Below are 21071 nucleotides of genomic sequence, written 5' to 3'. Positions count from 1 at the left end.
GTGCTAAAATCCTAAAAGTGAGTATAACCGAGATGGTAAACAAAAGCAACAAAAAGAAGAAAATAAGCTTTTGGTTACACCAAAAGCTTATTTTCCATCATTTATGACTTTTTTTGCCTTGTAGTAGCCGCATTCCGGGCAAACCCGGTGGGGCATCACGGGGGCCTTACACTGCGGACAGGGGATAAGCTGCGGAGAAGCTATTTTCATCACTTGAGCCCGGCGCGTTCTCTTACGTTGTTTAGACGTTCTCCTCTTGGGAACACCCACCTATTCCACCCCCTTTTTGGCCGGATTCAGCAGCCCGGCCAGTACGGCCAGGCGCGGATCGATGTCTTCGGCGGGACAACCGCATGCCTCTTCATTAAGATCCTTGCCGCATCGGGCGCACAGCCCGCGGCAGTCTTCCCTGCATATCGTTTTGATGGGCAAGGACAGGAGGATGCTGTCCTTAACCAAGTTCCGCAAGTTTAAGATGTCTCCGGCCAGGGTCTCGTCGACTGCGTCCTCATCATCCAGCTGTGCGGCTCCCTGGCGGTACTTTTCGTGGAGTTCGACGTCGATCCGGTGCCTGAACTCGCCGAGGCAGCGGGAACACTGCAGGACGCACTCACCCTGTACCGCACCGTCGATCCAGAAAACCCCGGAAAGGTAAACCACGCTTAACCTGACGGTTACCGGACCGGTGAAGACGATCTTCCCGCCCTCGCCTTCGAGAGACTCCAGGTTTTCTGCAAAGGTGAATTGGAATACCTGGCCTGGGTTGCTGCGAATATCGGTCAGATCAATCTGAAACACAGACCCACCCCAATCCAACAGAGCTATTATAATGGAAGGCCCTACCCTTGTCAACAAAATCTTGGTCTAAACGGGCCGGCAGCGCCAATAGACTAAAAGCAAGATGGACAAGGGTTTGGTGAATTTGCCCGTGCACAATGTACGCGAGCGCATCGCTCTGACCGTGGCCGCCCTCTTCCTCGTGCTGGCCATGGTCCTTGAGCCCAAAACAGCCTTCGACGGAGCGACCCTGGGCCTGCAAACGTGGTGGCACATCGTGTTCCCGTCGCTGCTGCCCTTCTTTATCGTGTCCGAACTGTTGATGAACCTCGGGGTCGTTCATTTCATCGGCGTCCTGCTCGAACCCGTGATGCGGCCGTTGTTTCGTCTCCCCGGCGCCGCATCCTTCCCGGTGGCCGTGGGCTACAGTTCGGGCTACCCGATCGGTGCCGCCATCACCTCGCGCCTGCGTAGTGAAAACATGATCAGCAGGGCGGAAGGCGAGCACTTGGTGGCGTTTACGAATAACGCCAGCCCGCTGTTCGTCCTCGTGGCCGTGGCCGTCGGCATGTTTCACAACCCCGCCGTCGGGCCTTTCCTCCTGTTGGTCCATTATGCCACAAACTTTATTCTCGGGCTGGCGATGCGGTTCTATGCCCCCTCGGAGAGGACACAAAGCGGCTACAAGTCAGGGCTTTGGGCGCGGGCGGTTTTTAGTTTTATCGGCACTAACGGCCCGGCCGGCGCCGTCCTGAGCGACGCCGTAAAAGCGTCGGTCAACAAGCTCCTGGCCATCGGCGGGTACATCATCCTGTTCGCCGTCGTCATCCGCCTCCTCGGTCATTACGGCGTATTGACGGTTATCGCACGCAGCCTGGGGGCCGCCTTGCTGCCCCTGGGCTTCAGCCCCGAAATCCTTGAGCCGATGGCCTACGGGGTTTTCGAGATGACCCTCGGCACGAGGATGATTGCGGAGTGCAACGCTTCCCTACCGGAAAAACTTGTAGCCGTACAAATAGTCCTGGCCTGGAGCGGGCTGTCCATCCAGGCCCAGGTCGCCGGCTTTATTTCGACAACCGACATCCGCTTGTGGCTCTACCTGGCGACTCGCTGCGCGCATGCGGCGCTGGCCGCCTTGCTGACGTTCGTGCTGTTCCCCGTTTGCGGCCCCACGGCGCTCCCGGCCGGCCGGGTTGCCTCCGCTCCGGGCATGGAATGGCTCGGGCTGCTGCAGACTTCGTGCATGCTGGCCCTGACCCTTCCCCTCCTGCTGGCGAGCACAGGCCTGGCCTTGAGGTCGATGCGGCGTTTATTTCATGTTTCTTAACTCGTTGCGGCCCGCCTCGATTTCGCGCATCATCCGGTCAAACCTGGACTCCAGCCTTGCCAGAATGTCCTCGGCGTAGTCGCGCGCCCCCTGGCGGATCTCGCGCGATACCTGCTCGGCCTTCTGGATGATCTCCTCGGCCATTTCGTTGGCCCTGCGCACGATTTCGTTTTCTTCGGTCCGCTTGGCGATCTCTTTTTGGGCTTCCTCAATCAGGCGCTGGGCCTCCTGCCGCGATTCGGCGATGACCTTTTCCCGCTCCTGAACGACCCATTTGGCCTTCCTCACCTCTTCGGGAAGGAGGGTGCGCAGGCGGTCGAGAAAATCCAGCAACCTCTCCTCGTCGAGCAGGACCTTCCTGGTCATAGGGACACGGGAACTGTTTTGCACGAACTCCTCCAGTTCATTGAGCACGGACAGTAACTCCACAAGAGACTCCTCCTTAAGTGGCGACGTTTCTATTTTTCTGATTCCAGCGGCCGGCCGAATTTTGCACGCAACAGCTTGGCCACGAAGGGCGGAACCATGTCGTCCAGGCACCCTCCGTAAGAAGCCACCTCTTTAACGGCGCTCGAACTGATGAACGAGTAACAGGCCTCGGTCATCAGGAAAACCGTCTCGATTTCGGGTGCCAGCTTTTTATTGGTCAGAGCCATTGTAAACTCGTTTTCAAAGTCCGATACGGCGCGCAGCCCTCTGATGATGGCCCTGGCGCCGCAGGCCCGGGCGTACCGGACCGTAAGCCCTTGGTAAGAGTCAACCCGGACACTCTTCAAATCGGCCAGGACGTGCCGGAGCATTTCCAGCCGCTCCGCGGTGCTGAAGCAGGGGACCTTCTGGGAATTCTCCGCGATAGCCACCACGACCTCGTCAAAGAGATGCACGGCGCGGCGGATGATGTCCAGGTGGCCGTTGGTGACAGGGTCGAAACTGCCCGGGTAAACAGCTACGCGCACGTTCGTGCTCACGCCTCCTTGATCCGGTAAAAACTTAAGGTGGTGTCACCGTATTTTTCCCGCCGCCAGCAAAAAAGGTTTTCCACCTCCGCGGCAGGCAGATGGCTGCTGTCCGACTCTGTTACCACCAGGCCGCCTTTGACCAGCAGGTTCCCTGCCGCAAGCTCGGTCAAAGCCGCGTCTTCCTGCCCCAGGCGATACGGGGGATCAACGAAGACGATGTTGAACCTTTGCCCCTTCCGGCCCAGTTCCGTTAATGCGCGGCGGAAGTCCATCACCCAAACCGCGGCCCGGTCGGCAAGACCTGTTGCTTCAAGGTTTTTGCGGATGAGGGACGCCGTTTTGGCGTCTTTTTCAACAAAGGTGGCGCTTTCAGCGCCACGGCTTAACGCTTCGATGCCGACGGCTCCCGTTCCGGCACAGAGGTCAAGAAAACTGCACCCGGCAATCCTCGGAGAAAGGATATTGAAAAGCGCTTCACGGACACGGTCGGAAGTGGGCCGCACGCCCGGCCCTTTGGGGCTTTGCAACCTTCGGCCTTTGGCCCGGCCTCCGATGACCCGCATGCAATTTCACCCTTGACAGGAAAAATACAAGTTTATTATAGCAATTTTCCCTTTTTAAAAATAGTTTTGCAAGTACCGGCCGGTACAATTAACCCGCAGCGGCCAAATTCCTGCCGGACTGGGTATTGAAGCCGGTAAGTCAAGACAACCTAAAAACGTTACAAAGAATCAGGGAGGACAAAGCAAATGAGGATTTGTGGAGTAAGTTCAGACCTGGCTCTTGAGGCCCATGCCGCTTTACGGGCGCAGACAGGCGGAGAAATACCCGGCGTCGCGGTAAACCGCAAAAGCTTTACCAACGGCCAGGTAACGGTCGTCGAAATTATCAACGACATCGGTACGCAGGCTATGGGCAAACCCATCGGGCGCTATGTCACGATCGAGGCCCCCGCTATCAGGCAGACCGATCCCAAGGCCCATCAGGAGATCGTCCGGGTGATGACACAGGAACTGGCGGCGATGATCAATCTGCCGGATAGAGCCAGCGTCCTGATCGTCGGCCTGGGCAACTGGAACGCCACGCCCGACGCTCTCGGCCCCCGCGTCGTCGACGCCGTTATGGTCACCCGGCACATGTTCGAGTACGTCCCCGAAGCCGTGGAAGAAGGGATGCGCCCCGTCAGCGCCATTGCCCCGGGGGTTCTGGGCATCACCGGACTGGAAACGGCCGAAGTGGTCGAAGGCATCGTCAGTAGGGTCAAACCGGCTCTGATCATCGTTATCGACGCCCTTGCCGCCGGGTCGGTGGAGCGTATCGCTTCTTCGATTCAGATCGCCAATACGGGCATCCGGCCCGGCTCCGGGCTGGGGAACAAACGCCGGGGCATCACGCAGGAAACAATGGGTGTGCCGGTGATCTCCATCGGTGTTCCCACCGTCGTCCACGCCGCCTTGATCGCCCACGAAGCGATCAACAGGCTGTATCAGTCTTTCCAACAGCAAATTCCTCCCCAAGAACACGCCGAAGCGATCATCGGGCAACTACTGCAGCCTTTCGGAGGGGCCTTAATGGTTACACCCAAAGAAATCGACGTTTTGATCCAGAACTGCGCCAAAATCATCGCAGGGTCTTTGAACGCCGCCCTGCATAAAACAGTTTCGTCCCAAGAATACGCAAGCTACCTGCAGTAGGTGCCAAGGTAGTATTAGGTGTCGGATAGCTGTGGAACAGAATAAAAGAGAACAGAGCGGCGGCCGCCGTCTGTTCTCCCGTATGCCTTTCTTCACAAACCGCATCTGTTTTCTGTTTTAAGAAATTAACGCTGCTGAGGGGTCTCAAGAGGAGCGGCTCCGGTGATCTGCCCGATGTTGCCGGCGGCCAGCGCCTGCTCGGCAAAAGCCACCAGCTTTTTGGTCATATTGCCGCCGACATAACCGTTAACACGGCTGGGCAGGTCGCCCTTATTCATTTGGGCGTAGTTCGCAAGGCCCAGCTCAGCGGCGACTTCGTACTTCATCCGGTCCAAGGCGCTGGCAGCACCAGGCGTAACAGGCTGGTTGGTATTTCTCGGCATCTTTATCACACCTCCTCGAATTTTTAATTCACTAGCCTGATACTATTATTCGCCCGCAGACCGGGCTTTATGTTAGCACTTTCTAACGCCGTTTCGGTCTTTTACCTCTTCATCCTTGTTTACAAATTTGTTTAATCTTGCAAAATCCATATTTAATTCGTAGCCGAGCTCGTAACGGCATTCGCCGTCCGCGGGGAGCAAAGACACGGTCTTTTTCACGCTTTCCACCTCCGTTGCGGTCGCCGTCAACGACCGCTTTTGCCGTTTACCGTTTGTTTATTATTGTTGTTCGAAACTCACGATAAATAAGTGGATATCAACTCATACCAAGGCCTTGCAAAAAATCGCCGTACTTAGCGACGAGCGCTTGACTAAGCCTATGATTTTCAAAGCTTTGAAGATTCGGATCGCGAAGCAGGATTTCGCGGGCTTCCTGCTGCATGCGAGCGATAAGGCGGGTGTCGCCGAGATCGGCCACTTTCAGTTCGGGCAGCCCGGACTGGCGGGTCCCGAAAAAGTCGCCGGGACCGCGCAGTTGCAGGTCTATTTCGGCCAGTTTGAAGCCGTCGGTCGTCGAACACAACGCCTGTAGGCGCTCGCGGGTTTCCGGGGTGCGGGCGTCGGAAACCAGGAGGCACCAGCCTTGCTCGTTGCCGCGCCCCACACGCCCGCGCAGCTGGTGCAGTTGGGCCAGCCCGAAACGCTCGGCGTCGAGAATAATGATGGTGTTGGCGGCGGGTACGTCGACGCCCACCTCGATGACCGTCGTGGCCACCAGGACCTGTGTTTCCCCCGAGCGGAAGCGCTGCATGACGGCGTCCTTTTCCCTGCCCTTCATGCGCCCGTGCAGGAGATCGAGGCGCAAGTCCGGCAGGACCTCTTTGGACAGCCGCTCGGCCAGCTCGGAGGCGGCCCGGACTTGCAGGCTCTCGGATTCCTCAACCAGCGGGCAGACGACGTAAACCTGGCGCCCGGCGCGCGCTTCGCGCCTTACAAAACCCCACACGTCGTTGAGCCGGCTGCTGGCGACCAGCCTGGTTTTAACGGGCAGGCGGCCGGGAGGCATCTCGTCCAGAACAGAGACATCGAGGTCGCCGTAAAGAGTCAGGGCCAGGGTGCGGGGGATCGGCGTCGCGGTCATTACCAAGGTATCGGTGATGTGTCCCGCGCCCTGCAGCAGCATCCGCTGCCTGACCCCGAACCGGTGCTGCTCGTCAATTACGACCAGGCCCAGGTGCCTGAACCTTACCTCGTCCTGAATGAGGGCGTGGGTACCCACGACGACCTGTACGGCTCCGGAAGCGATGTCATCCAGAACGGCCCTGCGCTCCGCCGGCCTCAGCCCCCCCACAAGATAGCCGACCTTGACGCCCAGCGGCCCCAGCATTTCCCGCAGGCGGCTGCAGTGCTGCTCGGCCAGGATCTCGGTAGGCGCCATCATGGCCCCCTGATGCCCGTTCTCCACCGCTTTCAGCAGCGCCAGCGCAGCGATGACCGTTTTCCCGGAACCCACGTCCCCCTGAAGGAGACGCTGCATGGGCCGGCCTTGCTGCATGTCCAGGGATATCTCGCGCCAGACCCGCTTCTGCGCGCCGGTAAGCGTGAACGGCAGCCCTTCCAGCAAGCCAGCCACCAGCGGGCCGTCCTCCCCGTGGCGGTGTGCTTTAACGCGGGCCCCGATGCCCAGCCGTTTCCTGGCCAGGGCCAGCTGCAGCAAAAGCAGTTCCTCGCAGGCGAAACGGCGCCGCGCTGCTGCCGCTTTTTCCAGGGAGGACGGAAAATGAATCACTTCCAGCGCTTCGGGCACACGCGGCAAGCCGTAGCGCTCCAGGAAGGAATCGGAAAGGGTTTCCCCAATGGACGGCGCCCACTCGTCAAGCGCCTGACGGATAATCCGCCGCAACGTCTTCTGAGGCAGCCGGTCGGTTGAGGCGTAGACCGGAACGATACGCCCGGCACTCAGAAGGTCATCCCCTTCGACGACCTCGTGTTCCTGAACGGCAATCTCGTAACTGTTCAGGAAGCGGCGCAGCCTCCCCACGACAAAAACCCGTGTGCCCTTGCGCAGTTGCTGAAAAACGTAAGGCTGGTTGAACCAGGTGGCGTAGAAGACCCCCGTACCGTTGTCAAGCGCGAACTTGGTGATTTTGAGCCCGCGTCTCGGCTGGTAATCCTCACCGCCGAGCACGATTCCCGAAGCCGTAACGATCTCCCCGACCATTTCCGGAACAAGCCTGGAGGCGACCCGCCGGTCCTCGTACCTGCGGGGGAAGTAATAAAGCAAATCGCCGACGGTGAACACGCCGAGCCGGGCCAAAAGCCTGGCCCGCGACGGCCCCACGCCTTTCAGATACTGGATGGCAAACGCAAAGGGATCGGCCATGAACTCGCTCCCCCATCGGAATCCTGTCCTATATTTTGACATCGACGGACTCCCAGCCTTCTTAGCCGTACAAAATCATACAGCCAAATTGACGGAGATAGGTAAACTCTGTTACCCTACCAATAGGTAAGAAAATACATGTTGCTGGTATCGGCAAATTGATTCGGGCATACTATAGCGGATGAGATAGTTAAGGGTGGTCTGAGATGCCTACTGTCGCAATGCCGCGGGCAATGTCCTATTATTATCTTTACCCCTTTTTTGCCGCTTTCTTTGAACATATCGGGGTTGACTTGATCGTCTCTCCGCCGACGACAAAGCAGACCCTCAACAAGATGGAGGTCTGCCCGACCGACGAACCCTGCCTGGCCGTAAAGCTGCTTTTCGCGCACGCCCAGGAACTCCTGGACGCGGGCCACAAACAGCTGCTCGTGCCCTGCCTGGTCAGCATGGAGCCCAAAAACTTCTGCTGCCCGAAGTTTATCGGCGTGCCCTACATGGTCAAGCACGCGCTAAGCAAAAAAATCAAGATACATATCCCCGAGATCAACCTGTTCGCCAACAGGGACAATTGGAAGGAAAGCTTCGTCCGCATAGGGTCTTCTTTCAACGTGGGCCGCCAACGGGTCCTTCAGGCGCTGCGCGAGGCCTGGCGGGCGCAGGACTTGTACGAGCTCGCCTGCGTCGACCAGCGGCTTACCGGTCCCGAAGCCTTCGCCTACCTCAGGGGCCAAAAGCCCTGCCGGCGCGAGCATCCTCAAGACACGCCGGGGGTCGGCGTTATCGGCCACCCCTATATCCTCTACGACACCTTCACCATCGACATTTTAAAGAGCTTTCGCGATTACGGCAAAGTGATTACGGCGGAGATGGTCCCGGCGGCCGAGGCGCGGCGCCAGGTGGCGGGGCTCCTCGAAGGCGAACGGCTCTGGAGTTTCGAAGCCCGGATCCTGGGGGCCGCCTTGTACCTGCTCCGCAACAACCTTGTGCAAAAACTTGTCCTGGTGGGCTCCTTCGAATGCGGCCCGGAATCGGTGATCGAAGGCTATGTCGAAGACGAGGCGGCCAGGCGCGGCGTGCCCTTCCTGCTGCTGACCGTCGACGAGCACACCGGGGAAGCGGGCCTGCAAACGCGGATCGAGGCTTTTATGGACGTGCAGCCGCTGGAGTCGCTGAAAACAGCCGGCCGGCCCGACGAAAACCGGCCCCTCGAAGTTTCGGCCGCGACAGTCCCCGGCGTCCGCGCGGAGGAGTTTATTATCGGCATGCCGACGATGGGGCACCTCGACGTCGCCATCCGTTCCGCCCTTGTCGAATGCGGGATCAAGTCGTTAAAGACGCCGCACGCCAGCAAGGAAATCCTCGAACTGGGCAAGGAACTGGCCCCCGAGTTCGTCTGCCTACCGTTCACCATCACGCTGGGGCAGATGCGCTGGCTGCTGCAGAACGGGGCCACCAACATCCTGATGGTCGGCGGCAAGGGCAAGTGCCGTCTCGGCTGGTACGCCCAGATCCAAGACCAGCTGTTGAGAAAAATCGGCCACGACTTCAACATGCTGATCATCGATTCCCCCTTCCCGCTCGGCGAGCGCTGGTCTAACTTCCGCTCGGTTATCAAGAGGACAACCAAGGACGCTTCCTGGCTCAAGATCCTGCGTGCGCTTTACTTCGGCTACCACAAAATGGCGGCCATCGACGAAGCCGAGCGGATATGCCACCGTATCCGGGCCTTTGAAAGCAAGCGCGGGGCGGTAGACAGACTCTTCCGGCGCTTTATCAGGGACATCGAAAACGCTTCGCTCACCGAAACTGTTTGGGGATTGGCCCGCGATTTCCGCGAGGCGGCTGCGGCCATCCCGCTGGAGGACACCAACCCGGTCCGGGTGCGCATCGTCGGGGAAATCTGGGTTGTGCTCGAGGCTTACGTCAACCACCACCTGGAGGAGATGCTCGGGCGCTACGAAGATCCCCGCGTTTGGGTGGACCGCGAGATTTCGGCGACGAGCTGGTTCCACCAGCATCTCTTCCCGACACGGAAAGCCACCGAAAGAAAACACGTCATCAAGGAAGCGGCCAACCGCTACCTCGGCACGGACCCCGGCGGTCACGGCCACAAGAGCGTGGGATTGACGGCCCTGGCCGGGAGCGAGGGCATCGACGGGATCATCCACCTGATGCCCTTTACGTGCATGCCCGAAATCGTGGCGCAAAACATCATGGTGAAGATGTCGCAGGAACTGGACATACCCGTTTTGACTTTCATCATCACCGACCAGACGGGCGAAGCCGGGTTTGAAACGCGGGTCGAGGCCTTCCTCGACATCCTCAAGGACCGCGCGCCGCAAGACCCAGCACTCAATTCGAAGAGTCATTTAACTCCAAAGCTAAATGTTAGTCCCAGACGCTAAAAGGTTAGATCTACCGCAACTTGACTCCCCTACTTGAGTGCTAGAGGGTCGGGTGCACTGAGCGCATTCCTGAACAGGAATGCCTCTAGTCCCAACGCTCAATGCTCAAATGCTCAATGCCGGTCGTCGGCAGGGTTACTTTATAACGGCTTCACCTTGAAACAGGGGAAAATAAGCCTTTTGGGAGGTCATTATGGGCTACTTTTTGGGCATCGACGTCGGCAGCGTAACTACCAAACTGGCCCTCATCGACGAGAACAAGAACCTCGTCTACAACTCGTACATGCGTACCGAAGGAGGCCCCATCGATGCCATCCAGCGGTCGCTGGTGACAATGTACGGCACCCTGGGTGAAGTGCCCGTAAACGGCGTGGGCACGACCGGAAGCGGCAGGCGGCTGGCCGGGATCATGGTGGGCGCCGACATCGTGAAGAACGAGATTACAGCCCATGCCATGGCCGCCCGTCATTTCCGTCCCGACGTGCGCACGGTGATCGACATCGGCGGGCAGGACTCCAAAATCATCTTTTTCCGGGACGGCGTACCCGTGGGGTTCAACATGAACACCGTCTGCGCCGCCGGCACCGGCTCTTTTCTGGATCACCAGGCTGTACGCCTGGGCATACCCATCGAAGAATTCGGCGAATACGCCCTGCGCTCCAAGAGCCCCATCAAAATCGCCGGCCGGTGCGGTGTATTCGCGGAATCCGACCTCATCCACAAGCAGCAGATGGGCTATAAAAAGGATGACCTCATCGCCGGTCTTTGCCTCGCCCTGGTCGGCAATTACCTGGCCAATGTCGCCCGCGGGCACAGGATCGAGCCCCCAGTAATGTTCCAGGGAGGCGTGGCGGCCAATGTCGGCATCCGCGCGGCCTTCCAACAGCGCCTGGGCATGGAGATCATTGTGCCGGAACACTTTAAAGTCATGGGTGCTTTCGGTTCTGCTCTGCTGGCCAAACGCAACTTTGAGCGCCGCCGTATATCTTCAAACTTCCGCGGTCTGTCCCGGATCGCCTCCTTCACGTGCACGCCCCGTACCTTTGCCTGCACTGATTGCCCGAACAACTGCGAGGTCAACGAGTTTTACATCAGCGGTGAGCTCGTCAGCCGCTGGGGCTCAAAGTGCGGGAAATGGTTCAACCTGAACCTGTCGTCCGAAAACCGCCACGAAGAACGGGAAGCCCCCCTGCGTGCGTGATTTTTTGCTTGCGCCCCCTCTTCGGATCTGGTAGAATTTCAACGTGGTTTTGTTTGAAGGAGGTGGACGATTTGGCTAGAAAATGCGAGATTTGCGGCAAGGACGCCGAGGTAGGGATGCAGGTTAGCCACTCCCACATTCGGACGAAGAGACGCTGGAACCCGAATCTTCAGCGGGTCAAGGCCATCGTTGACGGACGGCCGGTACGGATCAAGGTTTGCACCCGCTGCCTCCGGAGCGGGAAGGTCGTACGGGCCATTTAGGTAATCTTCCGCGCCATACGGGAACATAAGGAAACGGCTCATTGAGCCGTTTTTATTTTTCCATAAATACCCCTCACCCTATATATACAGTGCCCAAATACGCAATTACACTCCGTTTTGCCTGGTTCCCTCCACGGTGTTTGATAATCCCGGCCAGTCAAGCTATGTGACAAAATCCTTAAAATTAAGTATTGACTGGCAAACCACCGCGTAATATTCTATTAGTGATACATATACATGTATGGGTATACAGGAGGGATTATATGCCGGGCTTATCCCGCCGCGAATTCCTGAAGCGCACGGTCGCCGCCGGCGCCATCGGCGGCATGGTTTTGAGCGGCGCCGACAAGCTGGGGGCGGCCGAGGCTGCTGCAGGCCAATTCGGCACTTTCATCGACCTCACCAGATGCGACGGCTGTAAAGACCTGGAGACGCCCCGATGCGTCAGCGCCTGCCGCCGGGAAAAAACGCCTCAATTCCCCCAGCCCGCCGAGCACATCGAGTATTACTGGCCCAGAAAGAAGAAGGAAGACTGGTCAGGCAAAAAGCAATTGACCAACCGGCTGACCCCCTACAACTGGTCTTTCGTGCAAACGGTCAAGGTGGAACACCAGGGCGAGGTACGGGAGATTCACCTGCCCCGCCGGTGCATGCACTGCGACAACCCGCCTTGCGCCAACCTGTGCCCTTTCGGCGCCCAGTCCAAATCCCCTGAAGGTCCGGTGCTGATTAACAAGGAACTCTGCCTCGGGGGCGCCAAATGCCGGGACGTGTGCCCCTGGGGTATCCCCGCGCGTCAGGCCGGCGTCGGGCTTTATATGAAAATCGCTCCCAAATACCTGGGCGCAGGGGTCATGTACAAGTGCGACCTTTGTTACAGCCGTATCACGGCAGGCCGGCCGCCGGCCTGCGTCGAGTCCTGCCACAAGAAAGCCGTCGTCTTCGGCGAAAAGGAAGAGATGCGGGCCCTTGCCCATCAAAAAGCAAGGAAAATCGGCGGATTCATTTACGGCGAAACGGAAAACGGAGGCACCTCGACCTTCTACGTTTCACCCGTTCCCTTCACGAAAATCCACAAGCAGCTGATGGACCAAAAGGCCGAACAACCGGTTCCTGACGCTCCCGGATTTCCCGGAATGCCCCCCGGCGTCAGCAACTTCCTGAATACGGCCAACGGGGCGGCACTGGGGATGCTGGTCGCTCCCGTCGCGGGTGTTGTGGCGGCAGGCTTTGCGGCCTACAAGACAATAAAGGGGGAAAAACAATGAGCGAAAGGATCATCAGGGAAAGCAACAAGGTGCAGCGCCACGGGTTTTCCGGTCCATTCGTGCACTGGACCGTGGTCTTGTCCGGCATCGCCCTTGTTTTCAGCGGCTTCGGGCAAATGCCCATGTACAAGCGCTACGGGATTTCAGGACTGCCGGGGCTGACGTGGTCGGCGGACTACTCGGTCACCCTGATGGTGCACTACGTCGCTGCAACCGTGCTGATGTTTGCGGTCGCTTACCACGTCGCACACAGCCTGCTACTTAAAAAGACCGACATTCTGCCGCGACGCGGCGATGTGCGGGAATCGATCGTTTCGCTTGCGGCTATGTTCGGCCTGGGGAAAGAACCGAAAAGTGACAAATACCACGCCAAACAGCGCCTTGCGTACGCCTACATCGCTTTCTGGATGGCGATGATCATTCTAACCGGCATAATCAAGGTCATTAAGAACCTGCCGGCAGTCTATCTTCCGGCGTCAAGCATCTGGCTGGCCGACAACCTGCATACGCTGGCCACGTTCATGCTGATCTTCGGGGTTGCGGCTCATCTTGGAGCCTTCCTCTTTAAGCAAAACCGCCCGTTAATCTGGGGCATGTTCACCGGCAAGGTCGACCTTGACTACGTCAAACACCACCACGCCCTGTGGTACGAGCGCCTTGTCGAAAAAGAAAAGCGGGCCCCGCAAAAGGAGTCCACCACACAGTAAATTTCACCCAAAGCGCCCTAGAGAAGTTAAAGATTGAAACCGACCCTGTAATAGTAGTCCAAATGTTCATCCAGGAAGAGGTGAAGGTCCCCCAGGGTGTACACGCCTCTTTCCCGGAGCAGCTCGAGCAACTGCAAGAAAAGCTCCGCCGTAAGCAGGGCGTCACCCAGAGCCGTGTGCCTCCCCGCAGGCTCGATCTGATGATTGGCCAGAAGGTGATCCAGGGAATGGGACGCCCACCTGGGATACAGGGCCCTGGATATGGTGCAGGTGTCGAGCGCCGGGTTGACTATCTTCCGGTTGCAGGCCTGCTGCAGCTTGCGGTTGAGGAATTCCAGGTCGAAGTCGACGTAATGGCCCACAAGGACGGTGTTGCGGAGCCAGGGCAAAAAATCCTGCAGGACGGTATAGATATCGCCGGCGCCGTCGACCATATCCGCCGTTATGCCGGTAAGCTCGGTTACGAGCAGAGGGACGTCCCTATAGGGGTTGACGAGGCGATTGAAGACCTTCCCGCGCTGGACACAGCCGCGTTCAACGGCTACGGCACCGAGCGCGATGATCTCGTCCCCTTCCGCCGGAGACAGTCCGGTGGTCTCGGTATCTACAACCAGGAAACAAACGTCCGTAAGCGGTGTCCCGCTGTCCGGCCTGGATTGACACTGGTCAAGAAGCTCCTTGAGAGTATCGGCAACCTCTGCAGCGGGAGGCGGACCGTTATATTTATTTGCCGGCCGACCGCTCCAGAAGAGTTTCATCCTACCACTCCCCGTTAGAAAACCGGTCTCCTAAACTAGATTCTAAGGTAGTTCAGCCACTGTTCGGTAAAGTTACTCGAGGTCAGCTTCTGAAGGCGGGTGATGACGGACAGAGCGTCCTTCAGCACGGCCTGCTCCCGTTTACTCAGCGCGTGCGGGTTGATGTAGTTGTCGGCCGGCAGGCCCTGCTGTCTCTTGCGAACGTTCTCCCGGATGCGGAACATCATCACCGTTTCAAAAGCGGTCTCGATGAATTCTCCGTCATCCACCGAGATGACCTTTTGCTCGACCAATTCCTTCAAGCGTCCCAGCGTGGACGTCTCGCGGATCCCGTGTTTCATGGCAAAGACGCGGATACAGTTTACGATATGCACGCACACGCTGTTTTTGAGATTAATCTGATCTTTGTAGGGACCGGATTTTTCGGTAATAAAGCCCCCGAGAAGACTCAGAGGGACCCGGTACTGAACGTCGTCGTTGGCAAGCATATGCGAGACCTCGCGTGCCTCGTTGAAAGCGGCGAAGATTACCTCCCACAGGTCGCCGGCAAGCTCATGACTCCCGTAAACGGGCCGGAAATCAAGGAAGATGGTCAGCATACGGATGTCCTCGGGTTCGGCCCGCGCAATCCAGCGGCGCAGGGTCTCCTTCCAGTCGTCCAGGGGCCGGCACCATTTCGGGTTGGAAGCCATGACGTCCCCCTTGCATTTCGCAAACCCGCAGGCTTCCAGGTTATCGACGATCTTGCCGCCCAGCGTAAGGAAATAACCGGATACGGCCGTCTCGCGTTCGGGCTCCGGTTTCGCGTAGATAATGGCGTTGTCCTGGTCAGTGCGCAGGGTCTGTTCCTTGCGCCCGGCGCTCCCCATGTTAACGAAGCAGTACGGCACCGGAGGCTTGCCGTAACCCTCGAGCACCATTTCTTCCTCGGCAAGGCGGATTACCTTGCGCACCAGGCGGTCGTGCAACTCGGCCATAATCGCCAGCAACTGGCGTGTGGGAGCCTTCTCGGCGACGAGGGCGTTAAGGAAAATGTCGACTTCCTTGCCGGTCTCGCGCAGACCCTCCAGGGTGTTTTCCGACTCGATGCGGTGCACAACCGAGAGCGTGCCCGTGCTTCGCGCCTTCACCAGGTCCACCAGGCTGAGAATGCCGGCCAGCATCCCCCGGTCGGTGGCGGCCAGGTGTTTGACCCCATGCTTGATGACCTGCATAAGCGCTTCGTCCAAATAGGCATTGACCGGGATAGTAATGAGGTTTTTATTCATGATTTCTTCGGCGGTCGTCTTGGACGGATCGGCGGACTTGGCCACCATCTTGGCCACGAGGTCCTTTTCGGTTATGACCCCGACCGGGTAGCCCGTCTCGTCGATAACGATCAAGGAACTGATGTTTTTATCGGCCATCACCTGGGCGATGTTGGACACCTTGTCGGACATCCGGCAGGTGATTACCGGAGCGGACATCAGGTCTGCGACCCGCCGACGGAACAGCGACTTTTCCACCCCGCCGTAGGCCACGTAAGACTGCTCAGCGATGATTTCGTCATACAGGGAGCGCATCCGTTCGACCATGACGCTGCTGAAATAGGCGGCAACAACGGGAAAGTTATTGATAAACTTCTGGAAGGTGCCGACCGGGATAGCCAGGCACTCCAGCTCGTCCTTGGCCCTGACCGAGCCCGAGTAATGCTTTGCCGACCAGATCACGGTCTCCCCGAAGAGGTCTCCCCGCCGGCGGAAACCGACAACGGTTTCTATCCCGCGGTCGTTAGTCAGCGTGACCTCGGCAAGCCCGGACATCACGATAAACACGTGGCCCAGGGCGGGGTCTCCCTGCCGGAAAACGTAGGTTCCCGGCTGGAAGCGGCGGAGTTCGATGCTGGAGGCCAGTTTGGCGATATTTTCCTCGTCAAGGGCCTTAAAGGGGGTAAGCGCTTTCAGTTCCTCAACCAAGTCGTTAGGCATGCTTTCACCTCATCCAGGAGATCGTTAAAAAGACGAATCGACCACCTCGGCCAAACATCAGCTCGTCAATCAGCCAATAAGGCCCGCAGGATGGTTATATGCTATCACAATTGTCTAAATCTTTTTACACTTTGCACAGTGGCCCAGGAGCAGCCCGATTGCGTAACCTTCCATATCCTTGAATTTGCAGCCGAAAACACAGGTTTTCGCACTTTACCTGATTCCCGGCGGCTGGCGGTCAAATCCAGGCCCCGACCGGCTGATTTCCACCCTTAAAAGGTAGGTATGCCAAATAAAAAGGGATGTCCGAGACATCCCCGTTTTAATTGCGTGCTTCCTATACCAGGGCACGGAACAGGCTGGCCATTTCGATGGCGCTTTCGGCAGCCTGCCATCCTTTGTTGCCGGCTTTCGTCCCGGCGCGCTCGATAGCCTGCTCGATGGTGTCCGCCGTGATGATCCCGAAGATCACGGGGACCCCCGTGTCAAGCCCCACCTTCGCCACGCCCTTGGCGGCCTCGGCCGCGACGTAGTCAAAATGCGGAGTGGCGCCCCTGATGACGGCTCCTAGACAGATTACGGCGTCGTAACGCTGCAAAGACAGCATCTTCTTGGCGGTGAGCGGGATTTCAAAGGCTCCCGGCACCCAGGCCACATCTATGTCGTCCTGGCTTACGCCGTGCCTGACAAGGCTGTCTATGGCCCCGCCGAGAAGCCGCGAGGTGATGAACTCGTTAAAACGCCCCACTACAATCCCCACGCGCAGTCCCTCGCCAATCAGATGCCCCTCAAAAACCTTGCCCATCGGTAAGCTCTCTCCTTCTTTATTCAGTGGGTAACGACAGGAGGTGTCCCAGCTTCTTTTTCTTGGTCGCTAGATAAAAGCCGTTGCAGTCTCCCGGCGTCACTTCAATAGGTACACGTTCAACAACCTCCAGGCCGTGCCCTTCCAGGCCCCTGATTTTCCTGGGGTTATTGGTGAGCAGCCTGATCTTGGTCAGTCCCAGGTCCGAAAGAATCTGGGCGCCGATGCCGTAGTCGCGCAGGTCGGGCGGGAACCCCAGCGCCAGATTGGCCTCCACCGTATCCTTGCCCTGGTCCTGCAGCTCGTACGCCTTGATCTTGTTCAGCAGGCCGATGCCGCGTCCCTCCTGGCGCATGTACAGAAGAACGCCGCAACCCTCGCTCTCGATCATCCTCAGGGCGCGGCCGATCTGAACCCCGCAGTCGCAGCGGAGGGAACCGAAAACGTCGCCGGTAAGGCACTCGGAATGGACGCGCACCAGCGGGGCATCCACCGACTCCAGGTCGCCCTTTACAATAGCGAGATGCTCCTTGCCGTCAAGCAGGCTCTCGTACGCGTAGCAGACGAACTCCCCGTATTTGGTGGGCAGCTTGGCCGTGCCGACGCGCCGGACAAGCTTTTCCTTGCGCCGCCTGTAGGCGATCAAATCGGCGATGGTGATGATCTTCAGGTTGTGCCGCGCGACGAATTCAATCAGTTCGGGCACGCGGGCCATCGTCCCGTCTTCCTGCATAATCTCGCAGATGACCCCGGCGGGATAGCACCCGGCCAGGCGGCTGAGATCGACAGCGGCCTCCGTGTGGCCGGCGCGGCGCAAGACGCCGCCGTTCTTGGCCCGCAGCGGGAAGATGTGTCCCGGGCGCCGCAAATCCTGCGGCCGGGTTCTTGGATCAATCAGCTTCTGCACGGTGAGGGCCCGCTCGTACGCCGAGATGCCCGTGCCGGTCTCTTTGGCGTCGACCGAAACCGTAAAGGCGGTGGCATGCGGGTCGGTGTTGTTGGTGACCATAGGCATCAGCTCAAGCTGGTTGGCGCGCTCCTCGGTAATCGGCACGCAGATCAGGCCCCGGCCGTGCGTGGCCATGAAATTGATCGCTTCGGGGGTGACCTTCTCCGCGGCCATGATCAGATCGCCCTCGTTCTCGCGGTCGTAGTCGTCCACGGCTACAATCATTCTACCCTGCCTGATGTCCTCTATAGCTTCTTCAATGGTGTTGAACCTCACTAAAACACCCTCCTCTCTCCAAAGGGCAACTTACTCAAACTTATTATAGAAAACCGTGCCGGGCGAGAAAGTCGCTCGAAAGCCCCTCTTTCTTATCCTCTTCCCGGTCACGCGACATCATCCGTTCCACGTATTTGGCGATCATGTCGGACTCCAGATTGACGCTGTCCCCGACCTTTTTAAAACCCAGGGTGGTTAACCGGGCGGTGTGGGGGATGATCGACACGCGAAAACTGTCCGGCTCGTGATCAACGACGGTAAGGCTGATGCCGTCGACAGCAACGGACCCCTTTTTGACGACGTAGTACATCACCTCCGGCGGAGCCTTGACGGTGAAAACAACGGCGATGCCGTAAGGCTCGCGCCCCACGATGGTCCCGACCCCGTCGATGTGCCCGGAAACCAGGTGTCCTCCCAGGCGGTCGCCCAGGCGCATCGCCCGTTCCAGGTTCACGCGGTCTCCCGGCCGTAGGCCGCCGAGGTTGGTCTTGGCCAGGGTCTCGGCCATGACGTCCACGGAAAACTGTTGCCGGGAGAAATCGACAACCGTTAGACACACGCCGTTGACGGCGATGCTGTCCCCAAGACGGACATCCTCAAGGACGCGCCGGGCCTCGATATGCAGTTTGGCTGAGACGGCTCTCCGTTCAGTACGCTGGAGCGTTCCAAGTTCCTCGATAATGCCGGTGAACATGTTTCCTTCCCCTTAACGCTTCAGATATCCTTCCAGGCAAAGATCGTGCGCGAACCGGCGCACAGTGATGTCTTGCAGTTCCAACGCTTCCGCCATCCGCGCGATGCCCTCGCCGCCGACCGGCCCCGGCGCCGTCTCGCCGGCCACAATCTTGGGGGCGATAAACCAGACGACCTTGTCCACCAGGCCCGCCGCCAAAAAAGAAGCGTTTACCCTGGACCCGCCCTCGACCAGGACACTGGTCAATTCCCGCTCCGCCAGCGCGCGCAGGAGCGTCTGCAAATCCACCAGCGGTCCCGGCCCGCAGACCAGTATTTGCGCCCCCGCCTCCGCCAGCGCCGCAACGTTTTCCTCCGGCGCCGCCCCGGTTACGGCGATGACGGTCGCCGCCCCGCTTTCCTGCTTGAGCACCCTCGCCCCGGCAGGCGTCCGCCCCCGGCTGTCAAGAATAACGCGCACCGGGTCGCGGCCCCCTTCAGGCAGGCGCGTCGTCAGCGAGGGGTCGTCCTTGAGAACCGTTCCGACCCCCACCAGGATGACGTCATAGATGTCGCGCAGTTCGTGCACGTAACGGCGTGATTCTTCACCGGTAACCCAGCGGGAATCACCCGTCCGCGTCGCGATTTTGCCGTCCAGGCTCATGGCCGTCTTCAAGGTGACAAAGGGGGTGCGGGTGGTAATGTACTTGATAAAGAACTCGTTGAGCCGGCGGGCCTCTTCTTCAAGAACCCCTTCCCTTACTTCGACCCCGGCTTCCCTCAACCTGGCGAGCCCGCGGCCGCTAACCAGCGGGTTGGGGTCGCGCATGGCCGCGACCACCCGCTTCACGCCGGCGGCCACAATGGCCTCGGTGCAGGGCCCCGTGCGGCCGGTATGACAGCACGGCTCCAGGGTTACATAAAGTGTTGCGCCCCGGGCCTCCCCGCCCGCGTCGCGTAGCGCTTCGATCTCGGCGTGCGGCATGCCGGCGCGGGTATGGTAGCCCTTGCCGATAATCGCCCCGTCCCGGACCAGGACGGCCCCGACCAGGGGGTTGGGGCTCGTCCGGCCCCTGGCCTGGGCGGCGAGTTCCAACGCCAGACGCATGTATGCTTCGTCCATGCAGACTCCACCCACCGATAAAGAAAATGCCGACCCTTGCCGGCAATTTACGAAGTTCAGTACGATTATAGGCTCGCGTGCAAAACGTGTCAAGCGCGCACGCTACCGACTACAGACTACCGATTACCAATATTATCCCCCGATTTGGGACATCAATTTGTCCCTGACCGGGATGATTCCGTTCTCGCTGTTGCCTTCGGGCTTGGCTTCGATCGCCCGCACTATCGCCGCTTTCAGTTCGTCATCGGCGGCCCCGGCGGCAAGCAGCGGCTTGATGTCGATCTCGTCGCCCTGGCAGAGACAGGGACGCAGCTTTCCGGCGGCCGTGAGCCGCAGCCGGTTGCAGGCCGAACAAAAGTAGCCGCTCAAAGGCGCGATAAACCCGACAGTGCCGCGCCCTCCCGGCAGCCGCCAGTACCTGGCCGGCCCGCTCCCCCCCACGGAACCCACCGGCTCGAACTGTCCGAACGCTGCAAGAAGCCTGTCCCGCAACTCGTCAGCGGAGATGAAGAGCTTTTCCGCCCAGTCGCTCCCGGTGCCGATCGGCATCAGCTCGATGAAGCGGACGTGCAGGGGCCGCTCGAAGGCCAGGCGGGCAAAGTCGTAGATTTCGTCGTCGTTGATCCCCCGCATCACCACGGTGTTCAGCTTTACCGGCTCCAGGCCGGCCTCGAGGGCCGCCTCGATCCCGCCCATAACCTCCTGCCAGGCGTCGGTCCGGGTGATCTCGCGCAAGCGCCCAGGGCGCATGCTGTCCAGGCTGACGTTGACGCGTTTCAGCCCCGCGTCCTTGAGGGGTTTGGCGTAGCGTTTAAGGAGGAAGCCGTTGGTCGTTATGGCGATGTCGTCAATACCCGGCAGGGCGGCAAGCGTCCCCGTTAGTTCGACGATGTCCGTCCGTACGAGCGGCTCGCCGCCGGTCAGGCGCAGCTTCCTGATCCCCACGCCCGTCCCCGCCCGGACCACACGCACGACGTCATCTATGGACAAGCCGCCCTCCGCGCCGGCTCCCCCTTGATCCGGTCGGCAGTAAAAGCAGCGCATGTTGCAGCGCTCGGTAACCGAAATCCGAAGGTAGGTGATCTGTCTCTGGAAGCGGTCGTACACGCCATCCTCTCCCCTCTCCTACCGAAAACAAAACCAAAGCAAAA

Annotated in this window: 22 protein-coding genes; 7 read left to right on the top strand and 15 right to left on the bottom strand. The window is 59.2% G+C overall.

The window, feature by feature from the left end:
• Positions 1-87: 87 nt before the first annotated feature.
• Positions 88-270, bottom strand: coding sequence for a 50S ribosomal protein L32 (rpmF, locus tag ACUM6F_RS05805; protein ID WP_425621421.1), 183 nt, complete (start codon positions 268-270; stop codon positions 88-90).
• Positions 271-798: a YceD family protein gene (locus ACUM6F_RS05800; RefSeq protein WP_445348668.1), complete on the bottom strand. Its 528-nt coding sequence runs from the start codon at positions 796-798 to the stop codon at positions 271-273.
• A gap of 103 nt (positions 799-901) precedes the next feature.
• Here ACUM6F_RS05800 and ylbJ point away from each other — a divergent pair, with 103 nt between their 5' ends.
• Complete coding sequence (ylbJ, locus tag ACUM6F_RS05795; RefSeq protein WP_445348667.1) at positions 902-2104, top strand: sporulation integral membrane protein YlbJ; 1203 nt, start codon at positions 902-904, stop codon at positions 2102-2104.
• Here ylbJ and ACUM6F_RS05790 read toward each other — a convergent pair.
• The 3 genes from ACUM6F_RS05790 to rsmD are packed head-to-tail and all read right to left on the bottom strand — an operon-like array spanning position 2087 to position 3626.
• Positions 2087-2533 (bottom strand): ATPase, encoded by a 447-nt coding sequence (locus tag ACUM6F_RS05790; protein ID WP_425621418.1) that lies wholly within the window; start codon positions 2531-2533, stop codon positions 2087-2089. The two genes, ylbJ and ACUM6F_RS05790, sit on opposite strands and share 18 nt — an antisense overlap.
• 29 nt (positions 2534-2562) lie before the next feature.
• Entirely contained in the window at positions 2563-3060 is a 498-nt protein-coding gene (coaD, locus tag ACUM6F_RS05785) for a pantetheine-phosphate adenylyltransferase (RefSeq protein WP_425622101.1), read from the bottom strand.
• 8 nt (positions 3061-3068) lie between these two features.
• A complete protein-coding gene (rsmD, locus tag ACUM6F_RS05780) occupies positions 3069-3626 on the bottom strand; it encodes a 16S rRNA (guanine(966)-N(2))-methyltransferase RsmD (RefSeq protein WP_445348666.1) in 558 nt (185 codons plus the stop codon).
• 186 nt (positions 3627-3812) lie between these two features.
• On the opposite strand from rsmD, the gene gpr reads away from it, so the two are divergent.
• Positions 3813-4757, top strand: coding sequence for a GPR endopeptidase (gene gpr / locus ACUM6F_RS05775; RefSeq protein ID WP_445348665.1), 945 nt, complete (start codon positions 3813-3815; stop codon positions 4755-4757).
• Between the two features lie 125 nt (positions 4758-4882).
• Here the strand turns inward: gpr and ACUM6F_RS05770 are convergent, their stop codons facing one another.
• From ACUM6F_RS05770 to recG, 3 genes are all read right to left on the bottom strand, one after another.
• Positions 4883-5140: a small, acid-soluble spore protein, alpha/beta type gene (locus ACUM6F_RS05770; RefSeq protein WP_445348664.1), complete on the bottom strand. Its 258-nt coding sequence runs from the start codon at positions 5138-5140 to the stop codon at positions 4883-4885.
• A 72-nt stretch (positions 5141-5212) separates the two neighbouring features.
• A complete protein-coding gene (locus ACUM6F_RS05765; RefSeq protein ID WP_425621414.1) occupies positions 5213-5359 on the bottom strand; it encodes a hypothetical protein in 147 nt (48 codons plus the stop codon).
• A 97-nt stretch (positions 5360-5456) separates the two neighbouring features.
• Positions 5457-7565, bottom strand: a complete 2109-nt coding sequence (recG, locus tag ACUM6F_RS05760; protein ID WP_445348663.1) for an ATP-dependent DNA helicase RecG — start codon at positions 7563-7565, stop codon at positions 5457-5459.
• A gap of 164 nt (positions 7566-7729) precedes the next feature.
• Between recG and ACUM6F_RS05755 the strand changes: the two genes are divergently transcribed.
• From ACUM6F_RS05755 to ACUM6F_RS05735, 5 genes are all read left to right on the top strand, one after another.
• Positions 7730-9931 (top strand): acyl-CoA dehydratase activase-related protein, encoded by a 2202-nt coding sequence (locus ACUM6F_RS05755; protein ID WP_445348662.1) that lies wholly within the window; start codon positions 7730-7732, stop codon positions 9929-9931.
• A gap of 193 nt (positions 9932-10124) precedes the next feature.
• Positions 10125-11132, top strand: coding sequence for an acyl-CoA dehydratase activase (locus ACUM6F_RS05750; protein ID WP_445348661.1), 1008 nt, complete (start codon positions 10125-10127; stop codon positions 11130-11132).
• 71 nt (positions 11133-11203) lie between these two features.
• Entirely contained in the window at positions 11204-11395 is a 192-nt protein-coding gene (rpmB, locus tag ACUM6F_RS05745; protein ID WP_425621410.1) for a 50S ribosomal protein L28, read from the top strand.
• A gap of 263 nt (positions 11396-11658) precedes the next feature.
• Positions 11659-12663 carry a 4Fe-4S dicluster domain-containing protein gene (locus tag ACUM6F_RS05740; RefSeq protein WP_445348660.1) on the top strand — a complete coding sequence of 335 codons (1005 nt, stop codon included), beginning with the start codon at positions 11659-11661 and terminating at the stop codon, positions 12661-12663.
• Positions 12660-13370 (top strand): formate dehydrogenase subunit gamma, encoded by a 711-nt coding sequence (locus tag ACUM6F_RS05735; RefSeq protein WP_445348659.1) that lies wholly within the window; start codon positions 12660-12662, stop codon positions 13368-13370. Before ACUM6F_RS05740 ends, ACUM6F_RS05735 begins: the two co-directional genes overlap by 4 nt.
• 26 nt (positions 13371-13396) lie before the next feature.
• Here the strand turns inward: ACUM6F_RS05735 and ACUM6F_RS05730 are convergent, their stop codons facing one another.
• From ACUM6F_RS05730 to moaA, 7 genes are all read right to left on the bottom strand, one after another.
• Positions 13397-14128 (bottom strand): 3'-5' exonuclease, encoded by a 732-nt coding sequence (locus ACUM6F_RS05730; protein ID WP_425621407.1) that lies wholly within the window; start codon positions 14126-14128, stop codon positions 13397-13399.
• 35 nt (positions 14129-14163) lie between these two features.
• The gene (locus tag ACUM6F_RS05725) at positions 14164-16095 is read right to left on the bottom strand and encodes a DUF294 nucleotidyltransferase-like domain-containing protein (protein WP_445348658.1); all 1932 of its coding nucleotides are present in this window, start codon (positions 16093-16095) and stop codon (positions 14164-14166) included.
• A 337-nt stretch (positions 16096-16432) separates the two neighbouring features.
• A complete protein-coding gene (gene ribH / locus ACUM6F_RS05720; protein WP_445348657.1) occupies positions 16433-16900 on the bottom strand; it encodes a 6,7-dimethyl-8-ribityllumazine synthase in 468 nt (155 codons plus the stop codon).
• A gap of 19 nt (positions 16901-16919) precedes the next feature.
• Positions 16920-18125 carry a bifunctional 3,4-dihydroxy-2-butanone-4-phosphate synthase/GTP cyclohydrolase II gene (locus tag ACUM6F_RS05715; RefSeq protein ID WP_426377508.1) on the bottom strand — a complete coding sequence of 402 codons (1206 nt, stop codon included), beginning with the start codon at positions 18123-18125 and terminating at the stop codon, positions 16920-16922.
• 43 nt (positions 18126-18168) lie between these two features.
• Entirely contained in the window at positions 18169-18819 is a 651-nt protein-coding gene (locus tag ACUM6F_RS05710) for a riboflavin synthase (RefSeq protein WP_445348656.1), read from the bottom strand.
• Between the two features lie 12 nt (positions 18820-18831).
• Positions 18832-19920 (bottom strand): bifunctional diaminohydroxyphosphoribosylaminopyrimidine deaminase/5-amino-6-(5-phosphoribosylamino)uracil reductase RibD, encoded by a 1089-nt coding sequence (ribD, locus tag ACUM6F_RS05705; protein ID WP_445348655.1) that lies wholly within the window; start codon positions 19918-19920, stop codon positions 18832-18834.
• 132 nt (positions 19921-20052) lie between these two features.
• Entirely contained in the window at positions 20053-21027 is a 975-nt protein-coding gene (gene moaA, locus ACUM6F_RS05700) for a GTP 3',8-cyclase MoaA (RefSeq protein WP_445348654.1), read from the bottom strand.
• Positions 21028-21071 lie beyond the last annotated feature (44 nt).

It is taken from the genome of Desulforudis sp. DRI-14 (assembly GCF_052618305.1).
Note: the sequence above shows the minus strand (reverse complement) of the source record. Positions and strands in the feature narration are given on the sequence as shown.

Bases quoted from the DNA above. Each gene is read 5' to 3' on its own strand.
- ylbJ (WP_445348667.1), top strand. From the start codon at position 902: ATGGACAAGGGTTTGGTGAATTTGCCCGTGCACAATGTACGCGAGCGC.
- rsmD (WP_445348666.1), bottom strand. From the start codon at position 3,626: ATGCGGGTCATCGGAGGCCGGGCCAAAGGCCGAAGGTTGCAAAGCCCC.
- gpr (WP_445348665.1), top strand. From the start codon at position 3,813: ATGAGGATTTGTGGAGTAAGTTCAGACCTGGCTCTTGAGGCCCATGCC.
- ACUM6F_RS05770 (WP_445348664.1), bottom strand. From the start codon at position 5,140: ATGCCGAGAAATACCAACCAGCCTGTTACGCCTGGTGCTGCCAGCGCC.
- recG (WP_445348663.1), bottom strand. From the start codon at position 7,565: ATGTCAAAATATAGGACAGGATTCCGATGGGGGAGCGAGTTCATGGCC.
- ACUM6F_RS05755 (WP_445348662.1), top strand. From the start codon at position 7,730: ATGCCTACTGTCGCAATGCCGCGGGCAATGTCCTATTATTATCTTTAC.
- ACUM6F_RS05750 (WP_445348661.1), top strand. From the start codon at position 10,125: ATGGGCTACTTTTTGGGCATCGACGTCGGCAGCGTAACTACCAAACTG.
- ACUM6F_RS05740 (WP_445348660.1), top strand. From the start codon at position 11,659: ATGCCGGGCTTATCCCGCCGCGAATTCCTGAAGCGCACGGTCGCCGCC.
- ACUM6F_RS05735 (WP_445348659.1), top strand. From the start codon at position 12,660: ATGAGCGAAAGGATCATCAGGGAAAGCAACAAGGTGCAGCGCCACGGG.
- ACUM6F_RS05730 (WP_425621407.1), bottom strand. From the start codon at position 14,128: ATGAAACTCTTCTGGAGCGGTCGGCCGGCAAATAAATATAACGGTCCG.
- ACUM6F_RS05725 (WP_445348658.1), bottom strand. From the start codon at position 16,095: ATGCCTAACGACTTGGTTGAGGAACTGAAAGCGCTTACCCCCTTTAAG.
- ribH (WP_445348657.1), bottom strand. From the start codon at position 16,900: ATGGGCAAGGTTTTTGAGGGGCATCTGATTGGCGAGGGACTGCGCGTG.
- ACUM6F_RS05710 (WP_445348656.1), bottom strand. From the start codon at position 18,819: ATGTTCACCGGCATTATCGAGGAACTTGGAACGCTCCAGCGTACTGAA.
- ribD (WP_445348655.1), bottom strand. From the start codon at position 19,920: ATGGACGAAGCATACATGCGTCTGGCGTTGGAACTCGCCGCCCAGGCC.